The organism is Streptomyces sp. Pv4-95, assembly GCF_045782725.1.
Taxonomy (GTDB): Bacteria; Actinomycetota; Actinomycetes; order Streptomycetales; family Streptomycetaceae; genus Streptomyces.
On the sequence record NZ_CP127172.1, the window covers coordinates 267,425 to 288,791 of the forward strand.

The window sequence follows — 21,367 nt, forward strand, 5'->3', positions numbered from 1 at the left end:
GATCCTTCTTCCCTTACCCCCGGCTCGCGGCGGTCGCAGGCTTGTTCTCGACGACGCACCACAAGCACAGGAGGATCTGATGTCGCTCACCCTCGACACCTACCGGCTACTGGGCCGCTCCGGGCTGCGGGTCTCACCCCTGGCACTGGGCGCGGCGACCTTCGGCACCGAATGGGGCTGGGGTGCCGAACAGGACGAGGCACGCAAGCTGTTCGACCTCTACGTCGAGCGCGGCGGCAACTTCATCGACACCGCCAATACCTATACGAATGGCAGCTCCGAGCGTCTGCTGGGCGAATTCACCCGAGACAACCGTGAAAGCCTGGTGCTGGCGACGAAGTACACGACGCTGCGCCGGCCGGGCGACCCGAATTCCGGGGGCTCGCACCGCAAGAGCCTGTTCGCGTCGGTGGAATCCAGTCTGCGACAGCTGAACACGGACTACATCGACCTGCTCTACCTCCACGTGTGGGATTCCACGACACCGGTCGAGGAGATCCTCCGCGGCATGGACGATCTGGTGCGGCAGGGCAAGGTCTTGTACGTGGCGATCTCCAACGCCCCGGCCTGGCAGGTGTCACGTATGCAGGCGATCGCCGACCTGCGCGGCTGGTCGCCGCTGGTCGCGCTGCAGATCGAGTACAACCTGATCGAACGCACCGGGGAACGTGACCTGATCCCCATGGCACGCGAGATGGGGTTGGGCGTGATCCCGTATTCACCGCTGGCCGGCGGGGTCCTCACGGGCAAGTACAGGCGCGCCGACCTGACCGCGACGAACGTCGCATCCGGCGACGGCACCCGCAAGAGCTTCAACTCCGCCCTGGGCACGGTCACCGAACGCAACCTCGCCATCGCTGATGTCCTGAAGGACGTCGCCGCGGAGCTGGGCCGCACATCCGCCCAGACCGGGCTGGCCTGGACCCTGCGCAACCCGGCGGTAACAGCACCGATCATCGGCGCCCGCACCCCCGCACAACTGGAGGACAACCTGGGCGCACTGGAGATCGACTTCACCGCCGCACACCTGGCCCGCCTCGACGAGGCCGGCGCGATCCCGCTCGGCTTCCCGCACGACGTGCTCGCCAGTGACCACATCCGCAAGGTGACCGCGGGCGACCTGAAGCTCGAAGCCCGCCGCTGATACCGGAGGAGCAGCCCGGCGGCTCTGGCCTCGACGGCCGATCACGGTCTCGGGCGGCGCTCCCGAGGCGGTCGGCCGTCGACGTTCGACAAGACCGACTATCGCGAGCGTCACGCGGTCGAATGCGGGATGAAAATGTCTCAGTCGCCACCGGGCCGTGGCCGCGAGGAACGACGAACTCGCCGCGTGCGCTACGAGGCACGCGTGTTGGTCACAGTCCTCAATTCGAAGGGCTGTGACCAACACTTTCGCAACAGGCCCTGGGCCGGTGGCCTGCTCAGCAGGTGCTCGGTGCGGCCTTGCCGGAGAAGCGGTCCGCGAGCCAGGGGATGCCCTCGGCGACCGTCCCCTCGGTGGCGGCGATGTGGGTGGGAATGTAGTTGCTGGCGAACTTCACCGTCGCGCCCTGGCGGCACCAGTCGGCGGCCAGATTCTTGCCGACCTGGTGAGGGATGACGTCATCCAGAACGCTGTGGGAGAGCAGGATGGGCAGTGCGGGCTTGCGCTTGCCGAGCTGCTGCTCCGCCACGATCGTGTTCCACGGGGCGTGCTTGAGCCGCTCCGTGAGCGGGCGGCCGTCCACGGTCAGAAAGCGGGATTGCAGGAACGGGTACTTGCCGATGGCCTGCGTCGTGCACTGGTTGTCCCGCAGGTCACTCGTCACCCGCTCGCCACGGGCGTTCAGGTACGGGGCGATGTCGACGCCGTACCCGGCGGCGAGGCCGGAGAGGGCGTAGTTGAAGAACGCGGAGTAGGCGGAACCGTCAAGGCTGTCGGCCACCTTGTTCATGTCCGCGGGGGGAGCGCCGACGACGGCGCCCTTGATCTTCAGTTCGGGCGCATAGGTATGGGCGAGCTCGGCGGCGGACGCCGCGGCGCCGCCACCCTGGGAGTAGCCGTAGAGCGCGACCGGGCCGGCATCCGGGAGGTCCGCCTCGTCCAGATGCTGAGCCGCTCGGATGGAGTCCAGAACGGCGCGGCCCTGCACCTCGCGGTTCATGTACGTGTGGACTCCGGGCGTGCCCAGCCCCTGATAGTCGGTCACCACGACGGCATAGCCCTGGTCGAGCAGCTTCTTGATGGGCAGCGCCTCGTACTCGGTTCCCTCGGCCATCTGGCGGGAGGGGGCGCACTTGTCCGCCAGTCCCTGGGTGCCGGGCGCGAAGGCGATGATCGGCCGTGGGTCGTGGTGGGGAGTCCTGGGGGTGAGGACGGTGCCGGTGACCGCGATGGACTTCCCCACGCGGTCGGTCGTGCGGTACATGATCCGGTGGACGTTCGCCTTGACCTTGAACGCCTTGAGGGGGTCGAGGTAGAAGGCGCCCGGCTCCGAGCTCATCACGTCACCGTTGTCGGCGGCCGGACTCGTCGGCAGTTCGCGCGACAACTGCCGGTCGGCGGCTGCCGTCCCGGGAGAAAGGGTGAGGGGAAGAGCAGCGGCGATCGCGGCGATGAATGTTGCCACGGTACGTCTGCCCGGAGCGCGACGACACAGCACGAGGTCTCCTCATTCATGGGGGGGGGAGGGAGATCCATTAGCTATCGGAACTCCGGTGGCCAAAAGAGGAGATCTGCTGAAATGTGACTCGAACGGGCTACGATCTGCGGCTCACGCGGCGCCGTAGCGCGCGGGCGAGAAGTATCAGCGCCCTGGCGTTCGGTGGCGCTACATCCAAAGGCGCTCCGTCCAGATGCGCTCCATCTGGGACGCGTTTCAGCTGGGATGCCCTCGTAGCGGATGGGCAGCCCAGGGCATGAGCTTCACTTACGCACCAGGTGGGCCTGGGAGATCTGCGAGTGGTCAACCGTCAACCCGCCGACGGCGCGCAGCATGAGCGCGACCTCGGACGAGGGCGTGAGCGACGGGTGGACGCACCGGAAGTAGAGCTGCCACCTGGGGCGACTTCCTCACCTGCGCCGAAGGAATTTCGCTCCGCGAAAGTGCCGGCCACTACGGTGCAGGCCAGTTTCAACGACGAGCCGGCCGGATCCCTGTAGGCGGGGGCCGGTGAGAACAACCGCTGGATGTCCTCACCGGCCCCCGCCACGGTGATGACTACTCGTCCCCCGCCGACCGACGAGGGGCATTCACAGGCGGCAAGGCATTCAGCCGCGGCAGCAGCTGAGCGGCGAGCAGCGTGGAGAGCGCCGAGGTGTCGGTGCCGGTTCCGGTGCCGTCGGTGCGGACGACGACCGGCTGCGGGGCCTTGCCTGCGAGGATCGCACCGACTTCCAGTCGCCGGCGGGCCAGTTCGTACTGGAGCACCACGCGGTTGTCGCGGTACGCCTGTGCGAGGCGGCGCTGGGCGCGGGCCTCGTTCTCGGCGGAGATCAGTCCGCTGCGGCCGCGGGTCTCGATCTCGAAGCGGACCTTCTGTGCGTTGGTCTCCTGCTCCTCCAGGAGCTGGGCCACCGCCTCACGGGCCTTGTTGAGTGCGGCCTTCACCTCGACGATGCGCGCGTCGCGCACCTTCTTCGCCCGCTCGATGTCCATCTGCAGACTGTCGATGCGGCGCTTACGGGTCAGGCCCCACTCCTGCTCGTAGGCGGTCCGTTCCTTGGCGACCCGTTCCCGGGTGGCGAGGTGCTGCTGGTACTGGGCGGGCAGCTGAACGTCGGGGATGTTGGAGCCCGTGATGCGCACTCCGTAGCGGGAGAGCTGGCGATTGAGCAGCTCCTGCATATCGGCGACGTCCGAGCCGCGCAGGTCGTAGGCGCGCTCGGTCTTCACCTGACGGCCTCGCTGCCGGATGGCGTCCTGCACCGCGCTGGACAGCACCAGGTCGAAGTTGCCCGCCCCAATGGTCCGTACGAACAACACCGCATCGGTGATCTTGAACTTCAGGAAGAACTCGATCGACCGGAGCGGCACGTTCTCGTGGGTGGGGCAGGCGACCACGGGGGCGGAGTAGGGGATCTCGGTGGCGGTGTCCACCACGAAGTCGACGCGTGACCACGGGTGCCACAGGTAGTGCCGGCCGGGGTCCAGGGTGCGGGTCACCGCGCCGTAGCGGGTGAGGACGCCGTTGGTACCCTGCTCGATCTCGGCGATGGACGAGCGCCACCACCACAGCAGACCGGCGAACACCAGGAGCGCCCCGCAGACGTAGCTGAGGGCGGCCAGTGCGCCGGAGGCGGCGCCGACCGCGCCGTCCGATCCGCCGATGTTCAGCATGAGACCGGTCAGCAGCGCGAACGCCCCGAGCCACAGCAGCAGCAACCACCACAGCCTGCGGTGCTGGCGAGGGATGATGACGGGAATCAGCTTGCCCGCCTCCCCGCCGCGCAGCAGCTGGCGGATCTCACTCCACGGGGCCACCTCCTCGGAGATGACCGACCTGCGGTCGCGTGCGGTGCTCACTGCCCGTCCCCCTCGGCTTCGTTCTCGTGCTCAGGTGTTGCCGGTGCCTGCTCCGGTTCTGCGTGCCCGACGACGGCGGGTACGGTCGGCCGTTCGGCCTCCAGCAGAGCGGCGATCTCTTCCTCGCGCCCGGAGATCCGGTCGCCGACCTCCGCCAGACGTGCACGCACGGCGGCCATGTCCTCCTCCGAGAACAGCTCCGCGCCCCGCTCGCCGACCAACTCCCGTGCGAGCGCCAGGAAGTCCACCCCAGCAGCACCGTCGGTGCCGGACGAGCCACCGATCCGCACGAGCCGGGGCAGATGGTCCGCGACCTCTTCCAGCGTGTCCAGTACCTGCTGCTGATAGCGGTACTCCAGAATCTCCGGTGCCTCGGCCGCTGTCACCGCGCGGATGTCCAGCGCCTGCGCCTCCAGCAGCGCCGCATTGGCCTTGGCTTCCGACTCGGCCTGCACATACCGCTGCCGGGCCAGCGCCTCGGCGCGGTTGGTCTCCCGCTCCTCGGCCGTATCCATCTGCGCCTGGTACTGCGCGATATCGGCCATGATCGCGGAGAGCGTCTCCTGGCGGGAGGCCAGCTCCTTGGTCAGGTCACCCTCGTCCTGCTCCTTGCGCAGGTGCAGCGCGTACTCATGGGTATAGGCGTCCTTGGCCACCCGCACCATTTCCGGTGCTGCCAAGTCCATGCGATACGCACGGTCGGAGGGCTCGGCATGCGTGATGTTGGCGTTCGTCAGCTCCACCGCGGGCCGGAACTGCTGGTTCAGCTGCTCCAGCAGCCGACCGGTGTCCTCGCCCACCATGTCGTAGATCCCCGCGGCCTCCTGCTCATAGATGAGGCTGCGGATCGTTTCGCTGACCGCATTGCTCAGCTTCTCCTCGAAGCCGCGCACCGCACCGAGCGTGTAGACGAACTCCACCGGGTCGCTGATCCGGAACTGGATGAACAGGTCGATGGAAGCCTTCACCCCGCCCTTGGTCGGGGCCTCACGCACCGGCGCGTTGAAGGGGTATTCGCGGGTGGTGTTGATGATGTACGACACCCGCTTCCACGGGTTGAGCAGGATCACCCGGCCCGGACCGACCACCTGTTCCAGCTTCCCGAAACGGGTGATCAGCGCCTGGCAGCCGTCCGGCACCATCACCATGCCCTGCCGCCACCACACGAAGGCGACCGCCGCCACCGACAGCACCCAGTAGTGGATCCCGAAAAGCGGATGAGTGAACGCGCCGGCGCCTGTCGCGGCGACGACGGCGCTGCCCACCACTCCCAAGACCAACAGCAGCAACACCGGCAGCATGCTCAGGAACGAACGGCCGCGCGGAATGACCATCGGGCAGATCGCATGGACCTTCTGCCCGCCTTCGCGCCGCTGCTCACTGCGGTTGAGCACCTCCCGTGCCTCATCCAGCGGTACGGTCTGCTGCGTCATGATCGTGTCGATGCTGCCGCCCTGTTCCCGGGCGGCAGGGAAGTCGGCGGGGTCCATACCGTCGACTTGCGACTCCCTCGCCTCACGCGAGGTGCCCGCGTCGCCGGACTCCTCCGCCGACGTGCCGGCCTTGAGTCCGCTGCGGCGTCGCAGCTCCTCCTCGGCCAGTCCCCGCAGTTCCTCGTTTTCGGACACCGCCCGTGCGAATCTCCGCACGCTCTGGCTCCCTGCCACAAATCCCCCTTTTGGATCTCTACGTGTGCGATCGGCTGCGCATAAAGCGCCACCTCCATCACATCGCATGCCTCGTGGGCGGAACGCGGCGGGTGTACGGCCCGCCCTCACGTTCTTCGCGGACCCTTTCATCACCACCGGCGACCCCATCGACAGCGACGTCGTCGAGGAGCACTCCCCCACCCTGCCGGCGGAGCTCTCCCCCACCCTGGCGGAGCGATCGCCAACACCCCGACATGGACGACAACAGGCGACGGGACCATCCGGTATCAGACCGAAAGCGAGCAGACCGTGCCGCCGTCGAGGGCGGCCAGGCCGGTGCATGCGCGTCCTCGCCAGAACAGGGAGCAGGTGAGCGCGGGTGGCCGCCCCCGAACTCCATTTCCCGCCCCTGGTGCGCCCTGCCCTTCTCCCCCAGGGCGCATCACAGCGGTGTCTGGAGCTTCCGGCGCGAACATGAGGCAGGTTCCCTGACCCTCCGGGCGGTACGGGGTCGGCTCCGGCGGGCACGCAGAAACGAACGTGTCCCGAGTGCAGGGAACGCGATCACTCCAACGAGGCTGGGGAACAGAGCCGGGTCGTCGGCACCCGGGTGCAGCACGATCGCCAGTAGCTGGGCAGCGGCCAGCGCTGCCAGGCCGAAGTAGATCCACCCTGCCCACACGGGCCCTTCTGACTCGGTACAGGGTGGAATCGGTGCAGTGGCACTGCGGTGGACCATTTTCCTCGTGTACCCAAAGGCATCCAGTTCATGACGACCGCCGTCGGGGAGACGCCGACAGTGGCCCCTCGCTTAGGAAGAAGCCGCGCCCCAAACAATCATTTGGGATTCCGCGCCTAGTGAGCTGTACAGGACGGCCGGCGTCTTTCCATCGGTCCGCAGCGAACCACGGGCCGCCCCGGGCCTCGGCCGGGCCGTTGGCGCGGCCGGCAGGAGATCCGACCCGTGTGCGCATTCTTCCGGCACAATCGAATCCGTCATGGGAGGCAATCAGTGGCAGCCCGTAAGAGCAGTGGCGGCACTGCCGCCAAGGTGCGAACCAGCGACGTCATCGCGTTTCGACTACACGCGCACAACCTCACAAACCGTCAATCGTCCGACGCGCTGAACGAGGTGGCGGGTGCGTGCGGAATTCAGAACAGTCCGCCGGGTTCGGCACTGCTCGCGCTGCACGCCCGCGTCGAGGGCGTAACCCAAGGCGGCTGCGGCCACCTCATCGGCGAAGAGAAGAGCCTTCTGCAGACCTGGTGCATGCGCGGGTCGCCATTCTACTTCCCGACCGTCGACGCGCCTGTCTTCACCACAGGTGTCCTGCCTGCCACCGAGACGGCCCGGCTCCATCTGATCTTCGGCGTCGAGCAGGCGCTGAAGGGACTCGGGATGGGTCTGGACGAGGCGGTCGACATGGCCTCCGCCGGGATCGGAGCCGTGCTGTCGGGGCGGCAACTGGGAATCAACGAACTCGGCAAAGAACTGGCCGAGCGCATTGCGGATGACCTGCCACCCCGTCAACGCAATACCTGGCAGGCGAGCGGCCCCTACGACGCACAGCAGACACTGGGCGAGGGGGTCGTGCACTTCTGTATGCGGATGCTGGCGCTGCGTGGCATCGTCTGCATCGCACCGCGCAGCGGAAACAAGGCACCTTTCGTCCTTCTTGAGGAATGGCTGGGCAGCCCCCTGCCGCAGACGGATCCCGACAGCGCCCGCGCCGCTCTGCTGCGTCGCTATCTGCGGTGCTACGGCCCGTCCACCCGTAAGAACTTCGCCGCCTGGGTCGGTGTTCGTACCGGCGACGTCGACCCGTGGTGGAACTTGCTGGAGGACGAGCTGATGCCGGTCGAAGCCGGTGGCAGCCAGGCATGGATCCTCGCCGACGATCTGGACACGCTGCAGTCGCCACCTGAAACGCGCGGGGTGCGACTGCTGCCGCCGCGCGACCCGTACACGCAAATGCGCGACCGGGAAACCATCCTCGAAAAGCAGCACCATCGCGTGCTGTGGAAGCCGGTCGGCGAGCCCGGCGCGGTGCTTACCGACGGTGCGATCGCCGGTATGTGGCGGCCCCGCAAAAGAGGTAGCAAGCTGACGTTGACGGTCAAGACGTTTCGGCCGCTGAGAACCGAACTCCGCAAGCGCCTGCACGAGGAGGCCGACCACGTGGCCGAGCTGCGCGGCGCGGCGGCGGTACAGGTCGAGTTCGAGGACCGGTCTGGCAGCCGTCGGGCAGCGCCTTGAGCCGGATCAGGCGATGATCGAGTGCCGGCACCCAGCCGCGTTCACCGACCAGCGGCCAGAACTGCCGCGAGGCCCTCTTGCAGGTCCTTGACGAAATACTCGGGGACCTCCATCGCCGCGAAATGTCCCCCGTTTTCGGGCACCCTCCATCGGACGATCTGTCGGTACCGCTCCTGCGCCCAGGGGCGCGGACACTTCTCGACGTCGCGGGGATACATGGTGAGTGCTGACGGGACGTCGACCCGAAGTTCGGGATCGAGCGAGTTGTGGCTCTCGTAGTAGATGCGGGCCGCCGATGCGCCGGTCCGCGTCAGCCAATACAGGGTGACGTCGTCAAGAACCCTGTCCATGGAAATCGTCTCGAACGGGCTGTCTTCGGTGTCTGACCACTCGGCGAACTTGTCAAGGATCCAGGCCAGAAGCCCAACCGGTGAGTCGACGAGAGAGTAGCCGATGGTCTGCGGCCGAGCCGCCTGCTGCTTCGCGTAACCCGCGCGGTGGCTCCAGAAATCACGGGTCTCCTCGGCCCACTCGCGCTCGACCGCCGTCAGCCCGTCCGTTGGCAACCCGGGCGGCCCCTCCGCGAACGTTGTGTGGATGCCGAGAACGTGCGCGGGGAACCTGCCGCCGATAACCGTGGTGATATTCCCTCCCCAGTCGCCGCCGTGGGCTGCGAACTTGCTGTAGCCGAGCCTTCCCATCAGTTCCACCCATGCGGCCGCGATCTTTTCGGTTCCCCACCCGGTAGTGGCCGGCTTGTCGCTGTAACCAAAGCCCGGTAGCGACGGGACCACGACGTGGAACGCCGGCGCGTCCGCGTCTTTCGGATCTGCCAACTCGTCCACTACATCAATGAACCGGACAATGCTGTCCGGCCAACCGTGCGTCAAGACCAGAGGAGTGGCATCCGCTCGCGCGGATCGGCGGTGCAGGAAGTGGATTCCCAGATCATCGATGATCGTGCGGAACTGGCCGATGCGGTTAAGGCGCTCCTCGAACGACCGCCAGTTGTACCCGGTGCGCCAATAGTTCACGACGTCGACGAGGTCGGCGAGCGGAACGCCCTGTTCCCACCGGCGAGGGTCGGGCCCGGCGCGGTAGACCGTCTCAGCCTCCGGCAGTCGCGCCGCGGCCAGTCGCGCGCGCAGATCGTCGAGGTCAGCGTCAGTTGCGTGAGCTTCGAACGCTTGCACATCGCTGGTGGGGCGGGGCATGAGACCTCCTGGCCATCGTGGAACCGTCATAGCCGGTGCGAACCGGCTATGACGGTTCTACCGTGCCTTCATGTCGGCATGCAACCAGCTAAGGTGGTTCCATGCGTGCTGGATTTCCTGACTTCCGCCTCGGTAACGTGCTGGCGACCAGCTTCACGGGGACTCTGTCGGAGCGTCATGGCGACGCCGTGGAGCGCATTCCCACGCCACAGCGACTCGTCGACTGGCTAGCAGTGAACGGCCTCGCCGTGGACTCCTGCACCACTGCCCAGCTCGACCTCGCTCGGGAACTGAGAGAGTCCATTCACGCCGCCGCGACAGCGGCCGCGATCCAGGACGCTCTCCCCGCGCCTGCGGTCCAAGTCATCAATGACCGCAGCGCTCAGGGCCGGGCCGCGGCGATCCTGACGCCCGAGGGCAAGCGGCGATGGCGGCTCAGCTCGGCCTCCTGCGTGGAAGATGCCCTCAGCGTGATCGCCGCCGACGCGATCAGCATCATCGCGGGCGAACGAGACGGAAAATTGGCCTTGTGCGCATCACCAACCTGCCAAGCCGCCTTCTTCGACACCAGCCAGAGCCGCACCCGCAAATGGTGCGACATGAACACGTGCGGGAATCGTCAAAAGAAGGCCCGCTTCAACGCCAACCAGCGCAAAAACACCAGATCAGCTGATTGATCCGCACAACACAGTCACGCGGCGGCTCGCCCATGCGCCATTCGGGCGCCGCCCCACGACGCTACTGATGCGGGGACGCGCACTCACCCCGCGGGGAGTCCTGCCCAGCGGGCCAGTGCTTGGGCCCGTTCGGCGCGGCGGGTTTGCACGGTCGTGGTGCGGGTGGCCCAGGCGACATGGCCGTCGGGGCGGACGAGGATTTCCTGCACCCCGTCGAGGTCGGTGCGGGAGTCGTGCGTGGTGACGGTGAAGGTGGCCACCCGTCGCCCCCAACCCGTGTCGACGGCCCGCGCCATCCCGTCGTCGTGCCCCGCGAGGCCCAGCAGGACGAATCGGCCGTGCGGCAGGAGTTCGTAGAATCGGACCGCCGCCGATCCGACCGCCGTGAGCGCGATATCGGGCATCCGCCGTCCCGCCAACGGGTGTGCCTGGTCGTCGGCGGGCGGATAGCCGGTGTCGAGCGCGGAAACCAGCCCGGCCAGGCGGCGGTTGACCTCCTCGATGCCCAGCAGCCCGGTCATCAGCTTGCGCAGCGCGGCGGCCGGCCGCTGATAGGAGGGCAGCAGGGGCAGCTCCGCCAGTAGTGTCTGGACCTCGGTGTTCTCCGTGACCGCCTGTCCGACCGGATACCGCTCGGCGTGGTAGCTGTCGAGCAGACCCGGCGGCGCCCAGCCGTTGATCTCGGCGGCGAGCTTCCAGCCCAGGTTCATGGCGTCCTGGAGTCCGGTGTTCAGGCCCTGACCGGCAGCCGGGAAGTGGATATGGGCGGCGTCTCCCGCCAGCAGGACGCGTCCGGAGCGGTAACGGGCCGCGAGGCGGGTCGCGTTGCCGAACCGCGACAGCCAGCGCGCCCCCGCCACCCCGCAGTCGGTGCCGCAGATCCGCACCAGGGAGGACCGGAACTCGTCGAGCGTCAACGGCTCGGCGGCCGGTGTCCGCATCCGCTGTGGATCGATGAGGACGATCCGGGTGAGGCCGCCCGTCCCGCCGGCTGCCGGATCGTCCGTGTCCGCGTCCTCCGGCTCCAGCGGTACGGCCAGTACGCCATGAGCCCGCGCGCGGTCGAGGGCCGCCGGGTCGACCGTCACGAAATCGCCCAGCGCACCGCTCAGCGTCTCGTCGGTACCCGGAAAGCCGATCCCGGCGGCCCGTCGCACCACGCTCCGGCCGCCGTCGCACCCGACCACATACTGTGCGCGTACGGTCTCCACTACGCCGTCGGGCCCACGGACATCCACCTCGACACTGTCCGCGCCGGAACTCCCATCGCCCGCGTCGCCCCCGGCGTCCTGGCGCAGCCCGACGACCTCGTGCCCGCGCCGGATCGCGACATCGAGTTCCCTCGCGCGCTCCTCCAGCAGCTGCTCGGTGCGCGCCTGGGCGAGGAACAGGGTGTAGCCGTGCCGGGTGTCCAGCGCGCTGAAGTCCAGGAGGGTGTCCAGTCCCGCGAAGTGCCACCCCGGTACGGGACGACCGCGGGCCAGGAACCGTTCGACCAGGCCCCGTTGGTCCATCAGCTCGATACTGCGCGGGTGCAGCGTCAGCGCCCGTGAATCCCGCTGGGCCGCTGCGCGCCGTTCGATGATCTGGACGCGCACGCCGGACAGCGCCAGTTCGGCACCGAGCAGCAGTCCGGTCGGGCCCGCGCCCACCACGATCACCTCGGCATCGGTGTCGGGACGGGTGCCGGTATCGGCGGTGAGATCCCTGACGGCATTCATGAGTGGCCTCCGGTCGTGTTACTGCTCACCATTTAATGAACGATGTTCACGTGAACGTTGTTCACTATAGTGAGGTCCATGAGTTCCGCGTCAACCCCTCGCTCCCCCGCCGCCGCGACACGGGGCCGTCCCCCGAAACTGGACCAGGCACGCACCGTCGAGGCCGCCTTGGCACTGCTGGACGAGGTCGGGCTCGATGCCCTCACCATGCGGCGGCTGGCCGAGGCCATGGACGTACGGGCCGGCGCGCTGTACCGCTACTTCGCGACCAAGCACGAGCTGCTCACCGCGTTGGCCGAAACACTGCTCGCCGACTGCCTCACCCGGCCGCTCTCGTCCCCGGACTGGAGCGTGCGCCTGGCCGAACTGGCCCGCCGGATGCGTACGGCACTCCTCAGCCGCCGTGACGGTGCCCGCGTCTACGCCGGTACGCACTCCACCGGAGACCACACCCTCGGCTTCGCCGACACCCTCGTCGGCGTGCTCCGGGAGGCGGGCTTCACTTCCGGCGACGCGGCCCGTGCCGCCCTCACGCTCGTCAACTTCACCATCGGCCACACCCTGGAGGAGCAGGCCGCAAGCCAGGTCGCGGGCGACGGGCCGGCGGACCCCGACCGACTGCGCGCCGCGGTGACACCGGAGCGACATCCCCACCTCGCAGCCGCGTTGCCGGTGTTCACCAGCACGGACTTCACTGCCCACTTCGAATTCGGGCTCGCGCTGCTCATCGACGGACTGCGCGCGATGGGGCCCGGCGCCACGCCCTCGGGGAGCGGCGATTGACGTACGCGTGGCCAGTTGTGAGGAGCGGATGCTGGAGAACGGGTCGGCGGATCGCTCAGGGCTCAAGCCCGGACCGAAGGATTCGCCAAGGCCGGCTGACCCATGCACTCACCCGACGGCTGCCCAGTCGTCCGGCTCGATACCGCGCAGGTGTACCCGCTTGCCGGCCCAGAACGACGCCATCCCCGGTTTCCTCACGTCGCATGTCCCGCATGTCGTGAGTTCCAGGCTCTCGCCCCCTTGAGACACTCTGCGGCCTGGCTTGCAGAGGGCCAGCCGGCTCCGCTCAACGCTCGTGAGGAGGTGCGAAACGAGAGGTCAAGGCGCCCAGCCCTCGGTGCGCCGATGACGATCCAGTCCCACGGAGGCGAACTCGTCGTTGGCCGCAACCGCCGACGCTCCCAGCCTCCGGAGAGCCTGCGAGATCGGGCTGCCGACGGATGAGGGCGGCCGTCCCTCCGAGAGGTGAAGTGGTCCCAGCGCGACGGCGCCGTCCGCCCAGACGGCAGCATGCTGCTCGCCGACACCGCCGAAGTACTCGGCTTCCACGTAGGCCACCAGGCCGCCGCCTGCTGACCAGTTCGCGAGATGCTTGTCGAATCCTCCTGGCAGCCTCCAGAACCCCAGCGGGCCCTCGGTGCCGTCCGTCGCAGCATCGAAGAGCTGGTCCGTCATCGGCATCAGCGACAAGCCCTGACCGAGAGAGAGACCACCCGAGCCTCGGGAAATTCCTGTGAAGCGCCACGGAGCACCTCGTCGTTGGCGATCACAGCCTGCAATTCATAACCCATCCCCGCGTCCCCTCCCCTGGCCGGATGCCCCAACTTGTCGCAGCCCTCACTGCGAATCCGCTGCCGGGCCTCGGCGGTGCTGGAGGCACGCCCATAGGCCCAGCCCAAGAGCCCTCACAGTGTCCCACCGCAATGGGAAGAGAGCGCGGAGGTTTCAGCCTTACGGCCGCGACGACTTCGGCAACGTGAGGATCTCGGCTCCGTCCTCATTGATGGCGATCGTGTGCTCGCTGTGTGCCGTCCGGCAGCCCGTCGCGCTTCGGAGCGTCCACCCGTCGGCGTCGGTGACGAGTTCGGCGGTGTCCGCCATGACCCACGGCTCCAGTGCCAGCAGCAGACCGGGGCGCAGTCTGTATCCACGGCCGGGCCGTCCGGTGTTCCCAACGTGCGGATCCTGGTGCATCGTTGACCCGATGCCATGGCCTCCGAATTCGGTGTTGATCTCGTATCCGGCCTGGCTGAGGACTGTTCCGATGGCGTGGGAGATGTCGCCGATACGAGCTCCGGGTCCGGCGGCGGCGATGCCTGCGGCCAGTGCGCGTTCGGTTGCCCTGATCATCGCGAGGCTCTCCGAGGGCTGCGCGTTTCCTACGACGAAGCTGATGGCCGCGTCCGCAGCGACTCCGTACCTGGAGACGGCAAGGTCAAGTGTGAGCAGATCGCCGTCGGCGAGCGTGTAGTCGTAGGGCCGCCCGTGGAGCACGGCATCGTTGACGGCGGTGCAGATGTAGTGGCCGAACGGGCCGCGCCCGAAGGATGGCGCGTAGTCGACGTAGCAGGACTGCGCCTCCGCCTCGGCGATCATCGCCTTGGCCCACCGGTCGATGTCCAGGAGATTCGTGCCGATCGCACTCCGGCCCTTCAGTGTCTGCAGGATGTCTGCGACCAGGGCGCCTGTGTCTTTCGCCCGGGCCAGCAGGGCGGGGTTCAGGATCTCGATCATGTGCCACTTTCCTCATGGACCAACAACTATACCGGTCAAACTATACCGGTATTAGAATGGGCGCCATGGTCAGACTGCCGCTCACTCCCGCAGAGGTCGCACGCGGCCAGCGCCTCGGCGCCCTCCTGCGTCGGGCCCGAGGAGAACGCTCGATGCTTGAGGTTGCGCTCGACGCACGCGTCTCACCGGAGACACTCAGGAAGATCGAGTCGGGCCGCGTGGCCACCCCCGCCTTCCCGACCATCGCGGCGATCGCCGATGTCCTCGACCTCTCCCTCGACGCGGTGTGGGCCGAGATCAGCCGGTCCGACAGCGGCATGGGACCGGCGAACGCTGATCACGGCGCACGTGAGCAGCTGACCGCGTAAACCTCCGTCCCACAGCAGCCGCGGCGAAGAGCGCATCATCATCGATGCTGGTGACCCACCATCTTGCGGCCGCACCCACGCCGGCGGCAGCGACGACCTGGCCATTCCCACATGCCCCCAGGGGGATCCATCCCATCCCCCATGGAATCCGGATCCTGTGCCGGAAGTGGCCGTCTCGGGAGGGCCGTGGTGAGACCGGCGAGAGCGTTAACGGGCGCGCGGCGGGGAAGTCGGGGGCTGACACGACCCCATGGGCAGACGCGCGTCGTGGTGTCGCACGGCAGGACCGGGAACGGGCCACTGACCTGACCTAGGGTGGCCTGGTGACAGTGCGTGAGCGGAAGCGGGAATATCGCGGCGATCTGGTGACGGTGGGTGCGCGGAAGCAGGATGGCCGCCGCGATCTGTGGGCGGTGGCGGCCGCAGTCGCGCTCTTCGTGCTCGCAGTGGTCGTCGGACGTGCCGTCAACAGGACCATCTCCGGGTCGGAGGGCATTCTGCGGCTGGGGTGGCCGCCGCTGTACGCATGGTGGATGCCGCACGTCGGCCCGGGGACCCCGGCGGCGCTGGCCGTCGCCGCGCTGGTGGTGATCTACGGCCCGACGGCCGCGAGGCGCCTGTCGTGGCGGGTGCTGGTGCCTGCCGCTTGGGGCGCGGCGATGGCTTGGACGTGGTCGCTGGCGCTGGTGGACGGCTGGGGGCGCGGGGTCGCCGAGCGGCTGACCACGAGCCTGGAGTACCTGCAGTCCGTGGACGGTGTGCAGGATGTTCCGGCCTTTCTGGGGGACTTCACCAACCACATCCTGGTCGGATCACCGCACATCTGGCCGGCCCATGTAGCCGGCCACCCGCCCGGCGCTCTGCTGACGTTCGTCGGTCTGGACCGTGTCGGACTGGGTGGCGGCGCCTGGGCGGCGGCCTGGTGCATCACCATCGGGTCGTCGTTCGTGGCCGCGGTCCTCATCACCGTCCGGGCTCTGTGCGGTGAGCAACTGGCGCGGCGGGCGGCCCCGTTCCTGGTGCTGGCGCCGGCGGCGGTATGGATCGGGGTCAGCGCCGACGGCTACTTCGCCGGCGTCTCCGCCTGGGCGATCGCCCTGCTCACACTGGCAGCCACCCGCACCACCCGCATGCCGCGTCTCGCGTCGCTCGGCGCCGGACTGCTGTTGGGGCTTGCCTGGTACCTCTCCTACGGCCTGATCGTCCTCGTCGTGCTCGGCGGGTCCGTCCTGCTCCTGGCCCGGTCCGCCCGCCCGCTGCCGTACGTGATCTTGGGGGTGCTGCTCTGGGTGGCGGCCTTCACCAGCGGCGGCTTCTGGTGGCCCGACGGCTACTTCACCCTTGTCGAGCGCTACTACCAGGGCGCCGCGGGGGTACGCCCGTACGCCTACTTCATCTGGGCAAATCTGGCCGCCCAGGTGCTGACGGTCGGCCTGGCCGCGGTTGCGGGCCTGCGCCGTGCCTCCGGCCCTCTGTGGCCGGCCGTGCGAGGGATGCGGCGAGCGTCGCCGACCGGGCGTGGTGCGCTGTCCGTGATGGTCGCCGCTGCGTTGTGCATGATGCTGCTCGCGGATGTGTCCGGCATGAGCAAAGCGGAGACCGAACGCATCTGGCTGACCTTCGCGGTCTGGCTCCTCCCCGCCTGCGCACTGCTCCCCCGCCGTCATGTCTGGTGGCTGGCCGGGCAGGCAACACTGGCGCTGCTGGTCAACCATCTGTTGCTGACGGGTTGGTGACCGCAGGTCGGGCTTACGGAGGAAGGCCGGCCAGGGAGTCACATCTGCAGACGCGTTAGGGCAAGCGCGTGCGCGCCTAGGTGAGTCCCGCGGGAGGGTAGGGGAAAGCCCCTATGCCTGTCGACGGCCGGGCTCCTTCGGCGGGGGCTCCTCCTGGCCTCCCCGCGGCTCATGCGCACGCCATATGGCGACCACCAAGCAGAGGGCGGAAGCTGCGAAGAGGGCAGCGGCGATCAGCAGCCAGCGGCCCCAGAAGACGTCGGCAGACAGAGCCGTGTACGCCGTGAAGCCCGGGACCTTGTTGAGGATCAGCGGGTAGAAGACCAGAAGCAGCAAAAGGGCGACAAAGGCGGGAAAGCGAACGTAGTTGATCCACCCGACTGGTCGACGGGAACGGCTCGTCGGCTTTCGATGCCTGAAGGCCCCTTGCACGGCACGGTCGGTGACGGTGTAGAGGGGAAGGAAGACCAGGTCGTGCAGGAGCGCGGCGCCGATGAACCACATGATGACACCGAGCGTGTCTCCCTTCAGCAGCCGGATTCCGGCGTACACGGTCAGGATGAAGGAGCACAACACGAGCAGGAGATGAAGAGGGGACGCCCCGTAGCGTTGCCGAATTCCCTTCATGAGGCTTCTCCCGCCGTTCCGAAGGTGAGCCGGGTGACCCATTTGGTGTTGTGCACGCCGGGGTTGGCCGGAACGATGATCCGTGCCGGATAGCCGTGGTCCGCGGAAAGACTCGCACCATTTACCCGCAGGGCGAGCAGCGACCGAACATCGCGCACTTGGTTGTCGCGCAGATGCGTCGAGCTGAAGGCGCCGCCGCGCTGTGCGGACTCGACGAACACGCCCGGCGGGCTCTGCCCGAATCCGACCCGGGCTGCGAGTTCGGACAGTCGCACACCGCTCCAGAGCTGGTCGTCGGTGGACCAGCCCTCCACGCAGGCGATGGGAAGTTCGGCCGTGTGCTGTGGCAGGGCCAGCACCTGTTCGCGGGTGTAGGTCACTTCCCGGCCGTCACCGCGTACGACGAGCCGCCAGTCGTGGCCGATGTCGCGGGCGCTGATGCCGACGCCTGCGGCGGTCTTGTTGACCTGGAAGCCGTTGGGTCCCGTGCCGGGCTCCTGCCCGTGCGGGGCCAGCAGCGCGGTCGGGCGGAGGGAGCCACCGATGCTCTGGCCCGCCGTCACGATGAGCAGTCCGAGCGAGCCGGCCCCCACCAGGCCCAGCGCACCGCGCCGCGACATGGTCGGCTGCGCCGGATTCGGGGTCACCAGCCCGGTGTCGTCGGCAGGTTCGGACCGGGTACGGCCAATCGGCGTACGCAGCTCGGTACGCCAGCGGCGGCTGCGCAGGGCCCTGTACATGACGGGAATGCGGAAGGCGATGTGCACGATGAAGGCGCCGATGAACACCCAGGCGCCGTAGAAATGGAGGGTGTAGAAGGACCCGGGAAAGATGTAGTGCAGCTGGATGTTCAGCACCCCGGTGACGAACTCGAACAGCGCACCGCCCACGAGCAGCAGCAGCGAGAGCCGCTCCAACGCCTGGCTCGGCGAGCGCAGCGGTGGCCAGGAGAACAGCTTCGGAATCACCGACCACAGCTTCGCCAGCAGGATCGGGATCAGCACCACGCCGAGCGTGACGTGCACCCCTTGGGTGAGGCGGTAGAGCCAGTAGGGGCTGGTGGGCCAGGAGAAGAGGTAGAAGCCGAGCCAGCCCTTGTCCGGCGTGTGGTCGTTGCCCGGCGCCAGGTTGGGGTTGTAGGCGGCGTAGGACAGCAGACCGGTCACGAACAGCACCGTGATGCCGCCCAGTAGGATCAGCCCGAACACCGACGTCAACCAGGGCCCGCGCAGCGGACTTCGCCAGAACGCGGGGCGTGTCGGGCCGGGTGGCGGTGGACCACCCGGCAGACCGGGCAGACGCCGGTGGCCGCCCTCCTGGACTGCGGAAGCGCCGTGAGGCGGGGCTCCTCTGTTTGTGGGTTCGGGCTCGGGGACTCCTGCGCGCGGCGGCCCGCTCGGCTTCGCCTTGTCAGGCCGCGGAGCGGCGGGAGGGCTTGGCTCGTTGCCGCTGTCGTTGGGCTCCATCCCGATCCCTTCACCGTGCCCACGGCGACCGGTCCGCCGGGCGGGGACAACGGTATGCGTCGACGGGAGGATTTCGGGTGAACCTGGATAAACAGGATTACCATCCGGCCGCGAGAATTACGAGTTTCCGAGGCCGCGAAAGCGCGAGGTCCGCCAGGCCGGACCGGCGGTGCGTGGCAAAATATCGACGCTGCGGCCAGGCACCCGAGCTGTGTGCGATGAATGAGCGCAACTCGGTGGCGGCTGGAAGGGAATTGAGGGAAGCTCGCGCGCATGGTTTCAGTGGTGCAGAACGTGGCGATCGACTGTGCGGATGCCTACGAGCTGGCCCGGTTCTGGAGCAGGGTTACTGGCCGTCCGGTGAATCCGGAGGACAAACCGGGTGACCGGGAGACGCAGGTGCAGCTGGCGGAGGGCCCAGCGCTGTACTTCAACCAGGTCCCCGAGTCCAAGAAGGTGAAGAACCGGATCCATCTGTGTTTGCGCCCCGAGACCGCGCGTGAGCGGGAAGTGGAACGGCTGCTGGGACTCGGTGCCACCTTGGTCACCGACCACCGGAATTCCGATGGCTCTGGCTGGGCAGTCCTTGCCGACCCCGAAGGCAACGAGTTCTGCGTGCTTCGCAGCGAGTCCGACCGCGCCGCGATGAATTCCTGACACTCGCGGGCTGTCCGCAGCCGTGCTGTTCCGCCGGCGGTGAACGCCGGCCCGACCGGGCTCAACCATCCCTACAGTCCAGTCGCATGACGACGATCACCACGCGCACGATCGAGTATCCGGCGGACGGCCTGACGATGATCGGGCACCTCGCGCTCCCGGGCGGTGTCGGCCGCCGGCCCGCGGTGCTGCTCGGCCCGGAGGGCATGGGGCTCAGCGACGTCGAACGCCGCCGGGCCGATGCTCTCGCCGAGCTGGGATACGTGGCGCTGGCCTTCGACATTCACGGCGGGAGCTATTTGGGCGACCCCGAGGAGATGCTGGACCGCTGCATGCCGCTGCTCGCCGACCCCGACCGGATGCGGGGCATCGGCCACGCGGCACTGGACGTCTTGCGCGCCGAACCGCGGACCGACCCCGACCGGATCGCCGCCGTCGGCTACGGCACCGGAGGCGCAATCGCGTTGGAACTCGGGCGCGACGGCGTCAACCTGCGCGCGATCGGGACAGTCAACGCAACTACCACGGGCCGACCGGGCGAGGCGGCACGCATTCGCTGCCCGGTGTGGGCCGGAGTCGGGTCGGAAGACCCGATCATGCCGCCCGCGCAACGGGACGCGTTCACCGCCGAGATGCAGGCCGCGGGCGTCGACTGGCGTCTCGTGGTCTACGGCGGCGCCTTGCACGCCTTCCACCACCCGCCGGTCGACCACACCGTGCTCCCCGGCGTCGGCCACCACCCACAGCACGCGCAGCGGGCCTGGCGCGACATCGTCGACCTGCTCGCCGAATGTCTGGCCGTAGCGGAGTGAGCTGGTCGGCAAGCTCGATCGCGGGCCGCGAACCAGGCCGGTCGACCGCCACCCGCTGCGGTTGTTGAGGCATCACCGCAGCTCAGCCTTCAGCGCACGGGGCCTCGCGCAGCAGCACACACGGACTCGGGGCCTCTATGAAGCCCCCACCCCCCTGGGCCGGCCCGGGAACCGTTTCCCCGGATCCTGCGTGACCTCTTGACGAGTTGTCGGCTGGCGGTGAGGGGACCACATGAGAGCGCGGACTTTGATGAGCGTGGCGGTAATGGGCTGTGTGGCGCTGCTGGCGTCCGCGTGCGGTCCTGCCAAAGCAGAGGAGGACGCGGACGCGAAGAATTCGCAGCCGTCCGCGTCCAAGCGGGCCGAAGAGCCATCGGCTACGCCGTCCACAGCGCCTCCGACCGAGAAGCCTTCGGCCGAGCCACCCGGCGACCGACCCGCGCCCAGGACGAAGGAGGGCGCGATCCAGCGGTACGAGCAGTACCTCCACGCCCTGGGCCGGGAGGACATCGACACGGTCTGCGAAGTGGCCGGGCCCGCCGCGAAGAAGGCAGAGGACCAAGGGATCGGCCCGTGCACATCGACGTACGCCACCGTGTTCCAGATGATCTCGCCCGCGCAGAAGCAGGCACTGAAAACCGCGACGGTCGACCCGCAGCGCGTCAACGTGCGCACGCCCGACAAGATCGAGATGCCGGTCCAAGCGGTCAATGCCTCCGCCACCTTCTCCGAGAGCGACCTCGGCAGCTACACCTTGGAGTACCTCAAGAACGATTGGTTCATCACCGACTGAACCCGGCACGTCGCACGTGGAGCCGCCCGACGGACGGCTCCACCCGCACCGCCACCCGGCGGTCGACCGCCGACCACGAAGCTGGTGTTCTGGGGCACCGTCCACCACCCTCAGGCCCATCCCGCATTCCGAGGCCGCTGCGTCGGCTCTGCGCTGATGCGCCCGCTGCCGCAGCCGGCCCACGGCGAACTGGTGCTCGATCAGCTCCATTCGCGCCCTTGGGCGAAGCGGGGCGGAAGGACGTCTACAGCCGGCTCGGATGGCGCAACGTCGGGCCAACCGACCTGGGGCCCTCCGCCTCGCGCCCAACGATCCCCGGGACGAGATCCTGAGGCTCCTTGATTCCCACTTTCACCCCTGGACCTGTC

Annotated in this window: 18 protein-coding genes; 9 read left to right on the forward strand and 9 right to left on the reverse strand. The window is 68.2% G+C overall.

What is annotated here, in order from left to right; all coding sequences use genetic code 11:
• The first annotated feature begins 79 nt into the window (after nt 1-79).
• Nucleotides 80-1,144, forward strand: coding sequence for an aldo/keto reductase (locus QOM21_RS01240; RefSeq protein WP_407547621.1), 1,065 nt, complete (start codon nt 80-82; stop codon nt 1,142-1,144).
• Nucleotides 1,145-1,421: 277 nt separating this feature from the next.
• Here QOM21_RS01240 and QOM21_RS01245 read toward each other — a convergent pair whose 3' ends face one another.
• The 3 genes from QOM21_RS01245 to QOM21_RS01255 form a co-directional block, all read right to left on the reverse strand.
• Nucleotides 1,422-2,609 carry an alpha/beta fold hydrolase gene (locus tag QOM21_RS01245; RefSeq protein ID WP_407547622.1) on the reverse strand — a complete coding sequence of 396 codons (1,188 nt, stop codon included), beginning with the start codon at nt 2,607-2,609 and terminating at the stop codon, nt 1,422-1,424.
• Between the two features lie 591 nt (nt 2,610-3,200).
• On the reverse strand, nt 3,201-4,505 hold the full coding sequence (locus QOM21_RS01250; RefSeq protein WP_407547623.1) for an SPFH domain-containing protein: 1,305 nt from the start codon (nt 4,503-4,505) through the stop codon (nt 3,201-3,203).
• Nucleotides 4,502-6,133, reverse strand: coding sequence for an SPFH domain-containing protein (locus tag QOM21_RS01255; RefSeq protein ID WP_407547624.1), 1,632 nt, complete (start codon nt 6,131-6,133; stop codon nt 4,502-4,504). The genes QOM21_RS01250 and QOM21_RS01255 overlap by 4 nt, the downstream gene beginning before the upstream one ends.
• Before the next feature lie 1,033 nt (nt 6,134-7,166).
• Between QOM21_RS01255 and QOM21_RS01260 the strand changes: the two genes are divergently transcribed.
• Nucleotides 7,167-8,411 (forward strand): winged helix DNA-binding domain-containing protein, encoded by a 1,245-nt coding sequence (locus QOM21_RS01260; protein WP_407547625.1) that lies wholly within the window; start codon nt 7,167-7,169, stop codon nt 8,409-8,411.
• 41 nt (nt 8,412-8,452) lie between these two features.
• Here QOM21_RS01260 and QOM21_RS01265 read toward each other — a convergent pair whose 3' ends face one another.
• Nucleotides 8,453-9,625 (reverse strand): epoxide hydrolase family protein, encoded by a 1,173-nt coding sequence (locus tag QOM21_RS01265; protein WP_407547626.1) that lies wholly within the window; start codon nt 9,623-9,625, stop codon nt 8,453-8,455.
• 101 nt (nt 9,626-9,726) lie between these two features.
• On the opposite strand from QOM21_RS01265, the gene QOM21_RS01270 reads away from it, so the two are divergent.
• Complete coding sequence (locus tag QOM21_RS01270) at nt 9,727-10,302, forward strand: CGNR zinc finger domain-containing protein (RefSeq protein WP_407547627.1); 576 nt, start codon at nt 9,727-9,729, stop codon at nt 10,300-10,302.
• An 83-nt stretch (nt 10,303-10,385) separates the two neighbouring features.
• Here QOM21_RS01270 and QOM21_RS01275 read toward each other — a convergent pair whose 3' ends face one another.
• The gene (locus QOM21_RS01275) at nt 10,386-12,023 is read right to left on the reverse strand and encodes a monooxygenase (protein ID WP_407547628.1); all 1,638 of its coding nucleotides are present in this window, start codon (nt 12,021-12,023) and stop codon (nt 10,386-10,388) included.
• A 78-nt stretch (nt 12,024-12,101) separates the two neighbouring features.
• Between QOM21_RS01275 and QOM21_RS01280 the strand changes: the two genes are divergently transcribed.
• A complete protein-coding gene (locus QOM21_RS01280; RefSeq protein WP_407547629.1) occupies nt 12,102-12,806 on the forward strand; it encodes a TetR/AcrR family transcriptional regulator in 705 nt (234 codons plus the stop codon).
• A gap of 318 nt (nt 12,807-13,124) precedes the next feature.
• On the opposite strand, the gene QOM21_RS01285 is transcribed toward QOM21_RS01280, so the two are convergent.
• The gene (locus tag QOM21_RS01285) at nt 13,125-13,481 is read right to left on the reverse strand and encodes a hypothetical protein (RefSeq protein ID WP_407547630.1); all 357 of its coding nucleotides are present in this window, start codon (nt 13,479-13,481) and stop codon (nt 13,125-13,127) included.
• 276 nt (nt 13,482-13,757) lie between these two features.
• Complete coding sequence (map, locus tag QOM21_RS01290) at nt 13,758-14,540, reverse strand: type I methionyl aminopeptidase (RefSeq protein ID WP_407547631.1); 783 nt, start codon at nt 14,538-14,540, stop codon at nt 13,758-13,760.
• A gap of 65 nt (nt 14,541-14,605) precedes the next feature.
• Between map and QOM21_RS01295 the strand changes: the two genes are divergently transcribed.
• Both QOM21_RS01295 and QOM21_RS01300 read left to right on the forward strand, forming a co-directional pair.
• Nucleotides 14,606-14,908 (forward strand): helix-turn-helix transcriptional regulator, encoded by a 303-nt coding sequence (locus QOM21_RS01295; protein WP_407547632.1) that lies wholly within the window; start codon nt 14,606-14,608, stop codon nt 14,906-14,908.
• 329 nt (nt 14,909-15,237) lie between these two features.
• On the forward strand, nt 15,238-16,644 hold the full coding sequence (locus QOM21_RS01300; protein WP_407555542.1) for a hypothetical protein: 1,407 nt from the start codon (nt 15,238-15,240) through the stop codon (nt 16,642-16,644).
• Between the two features lie 111 nt (nt 16,645-16,755).
• Here QOM21_RS01300 and QOM21_RS01305 read toward each other — a convergent pair whose 3' ends face one another.
• Together QOM21_RS01305 and QOM21_RS01310 are read right to left on the reverse strand one after the other, a co-directional pair.
• Entirely contained in the window at nt 16,756-17,271 is a 516-nt protein-coding gene (locus tag QOM21_RS01305; protein ID WP_407547633.1) for a hypothetical protein, read from the reverse strand.
• Entirely contained in the window at nt 17,268-18,560 is a 1,293-nt protein-coding gene (locus QOM21_RS01310) for a molybdopterin-dependent oxidoreductase (RefSeq protein WP_407555543.1), read from the reverse strand. The genes QOM21_RS01305 and QOM21_RS01310 overlap by 4 nt, the downstream gene beginning before the upstream one ends.
• A 450-nt stretch (nt 18,561-19,010) precedes the next feature.
• On the opposite strand from QOM21_RS01310, the gene QOM21_RS01315 reads away from it, so the two are divergent.
• The 3 genes from QOM21_RS01315 to QOM21_RS01325 all read left to right on the forward strand — a co-directional run bounded on the left by QOM21_RS01315 (nt 19,011) and on the right by QOM21_RS01325 (nt 20,999).
• Nucleotides 19,011-19,394: a VOC family protein gene (locus QOM21_RS01315; RefSeq protein ID WP_407547634.1), complete on the forward strand. Its 384-nt coding sequence runs from the start codon at nt 19,011-19,013 to the stop codon at nt 19,392-19,394.
• 86 nt (nt 19,395-19,480) lie between these two features.
• Complete coding sequence (locus tag QOM21_RS01320; RefSeq protein ID WP_407547635.1) at nt 19,481-20,206, forward strand: dienelactone hydrolase family protein; 726 nt, start codon at nt 19,481-19,483, stop codon at nt 20,204-20,206.
• A gap of 232 nt (nt 20,207-20,438) precedes the next feature.
• Entirely contained in the window at nt 20,439-20,999 is a 561-nt protein-coding gene (locus QOM21_RS01325; RefSeq protein ID WP_407547636.1) for a hypothetical protein, read from the forward strand.
• The last annotated feature ends 368 nt before the right edge of the window (nt 21,000-21,367 follow it).

Bases quoted from the DNA above. Each gene is read 5' to 3' on its own strand.
- QOM21_RS01240 (WP_407547621.1), top strand. From the start codon at position 80: ATGTCGCTCACCCTCGACACCTACCGGCTACTGGGCCGCTCCGGGCTG.
- QOM21_RS01265 (WP_407547626.1), bottom strand. From the start codon at position 9,625: ATGCCCCGCCCCACCAGCGATGTGCAAGCGTTCGAAGCTCACGCAACT.
- QOM21_RS01270 (WP_407547627.1), top strand. From the start codon at position 9,727: ATGCGTGCTGGATTTCCTGACTTCCGCCTCGGTAACGTGCTGGCGACC.
- QOM21_RS01275 (WP_407547628.1), bottom strand. From the start codon at position 12,023: ATGAATGCCGTCAGGGATCTCACCGCCGATACCGGCACCCGTCCCGAC.
- QOM21_RS01280 (WP_407547629.1), top strand. From the start codon at position 12,102: ATGAGTTCCGCGTCAACCCCTCGCTCCCCCGCCGCCGCGACACGGGGC.
- QOM21_RS01285 (WP_407547630.1), bottom strand. From the start codon at position 13,481: ATGACGGACCAGCTCTTCGATGCTGCGACGGACGGCACCGAGGGCCCG.
- map (WP_407547631.1), bottom strand. From the start codon at position 14,540: ATGATCGAGATCCTGAACCCCGCCCTGCTGGCCCGGGCGAAAGACACA.
- QOM21_RS01295 (WP_407547632.1), top strand. From the start codon at position 14,606: ATGGTCAGACTGCCGCTCACTCCCGCAGAGGTCGCACGCGGCCAGCGC.
- QOM21_RS01305 (WP_407547633.1), bottom strand. From the start codon at position 17,271: ATGAAGGGAATTCGGCAACGCTACGGGGCGTCCCCTCTTCATCTCCTG.
- QOM21_RS01315 (WP_407547634.1), top strand. From the start codon at position 19,011: ATGGTTTCAGTGGTGCAGAACGTGGCGATCGACTGTGCGGATGCCTAC.
- QOM21_RS01320 (WP_407547635.1), top strand. From the start codon at position 19,481: ATGACGACGATCACCACGCGCACGATCGAGTATCCGGCGGACGGCCTG.
- QOM21_RS01325 (WP_407547636.1), top strand. From the start codon at position 20,439: ATGAGAGCGCGGACTTTGATGAGCGTGGCGGTAATGGGCTGTGTGGCG.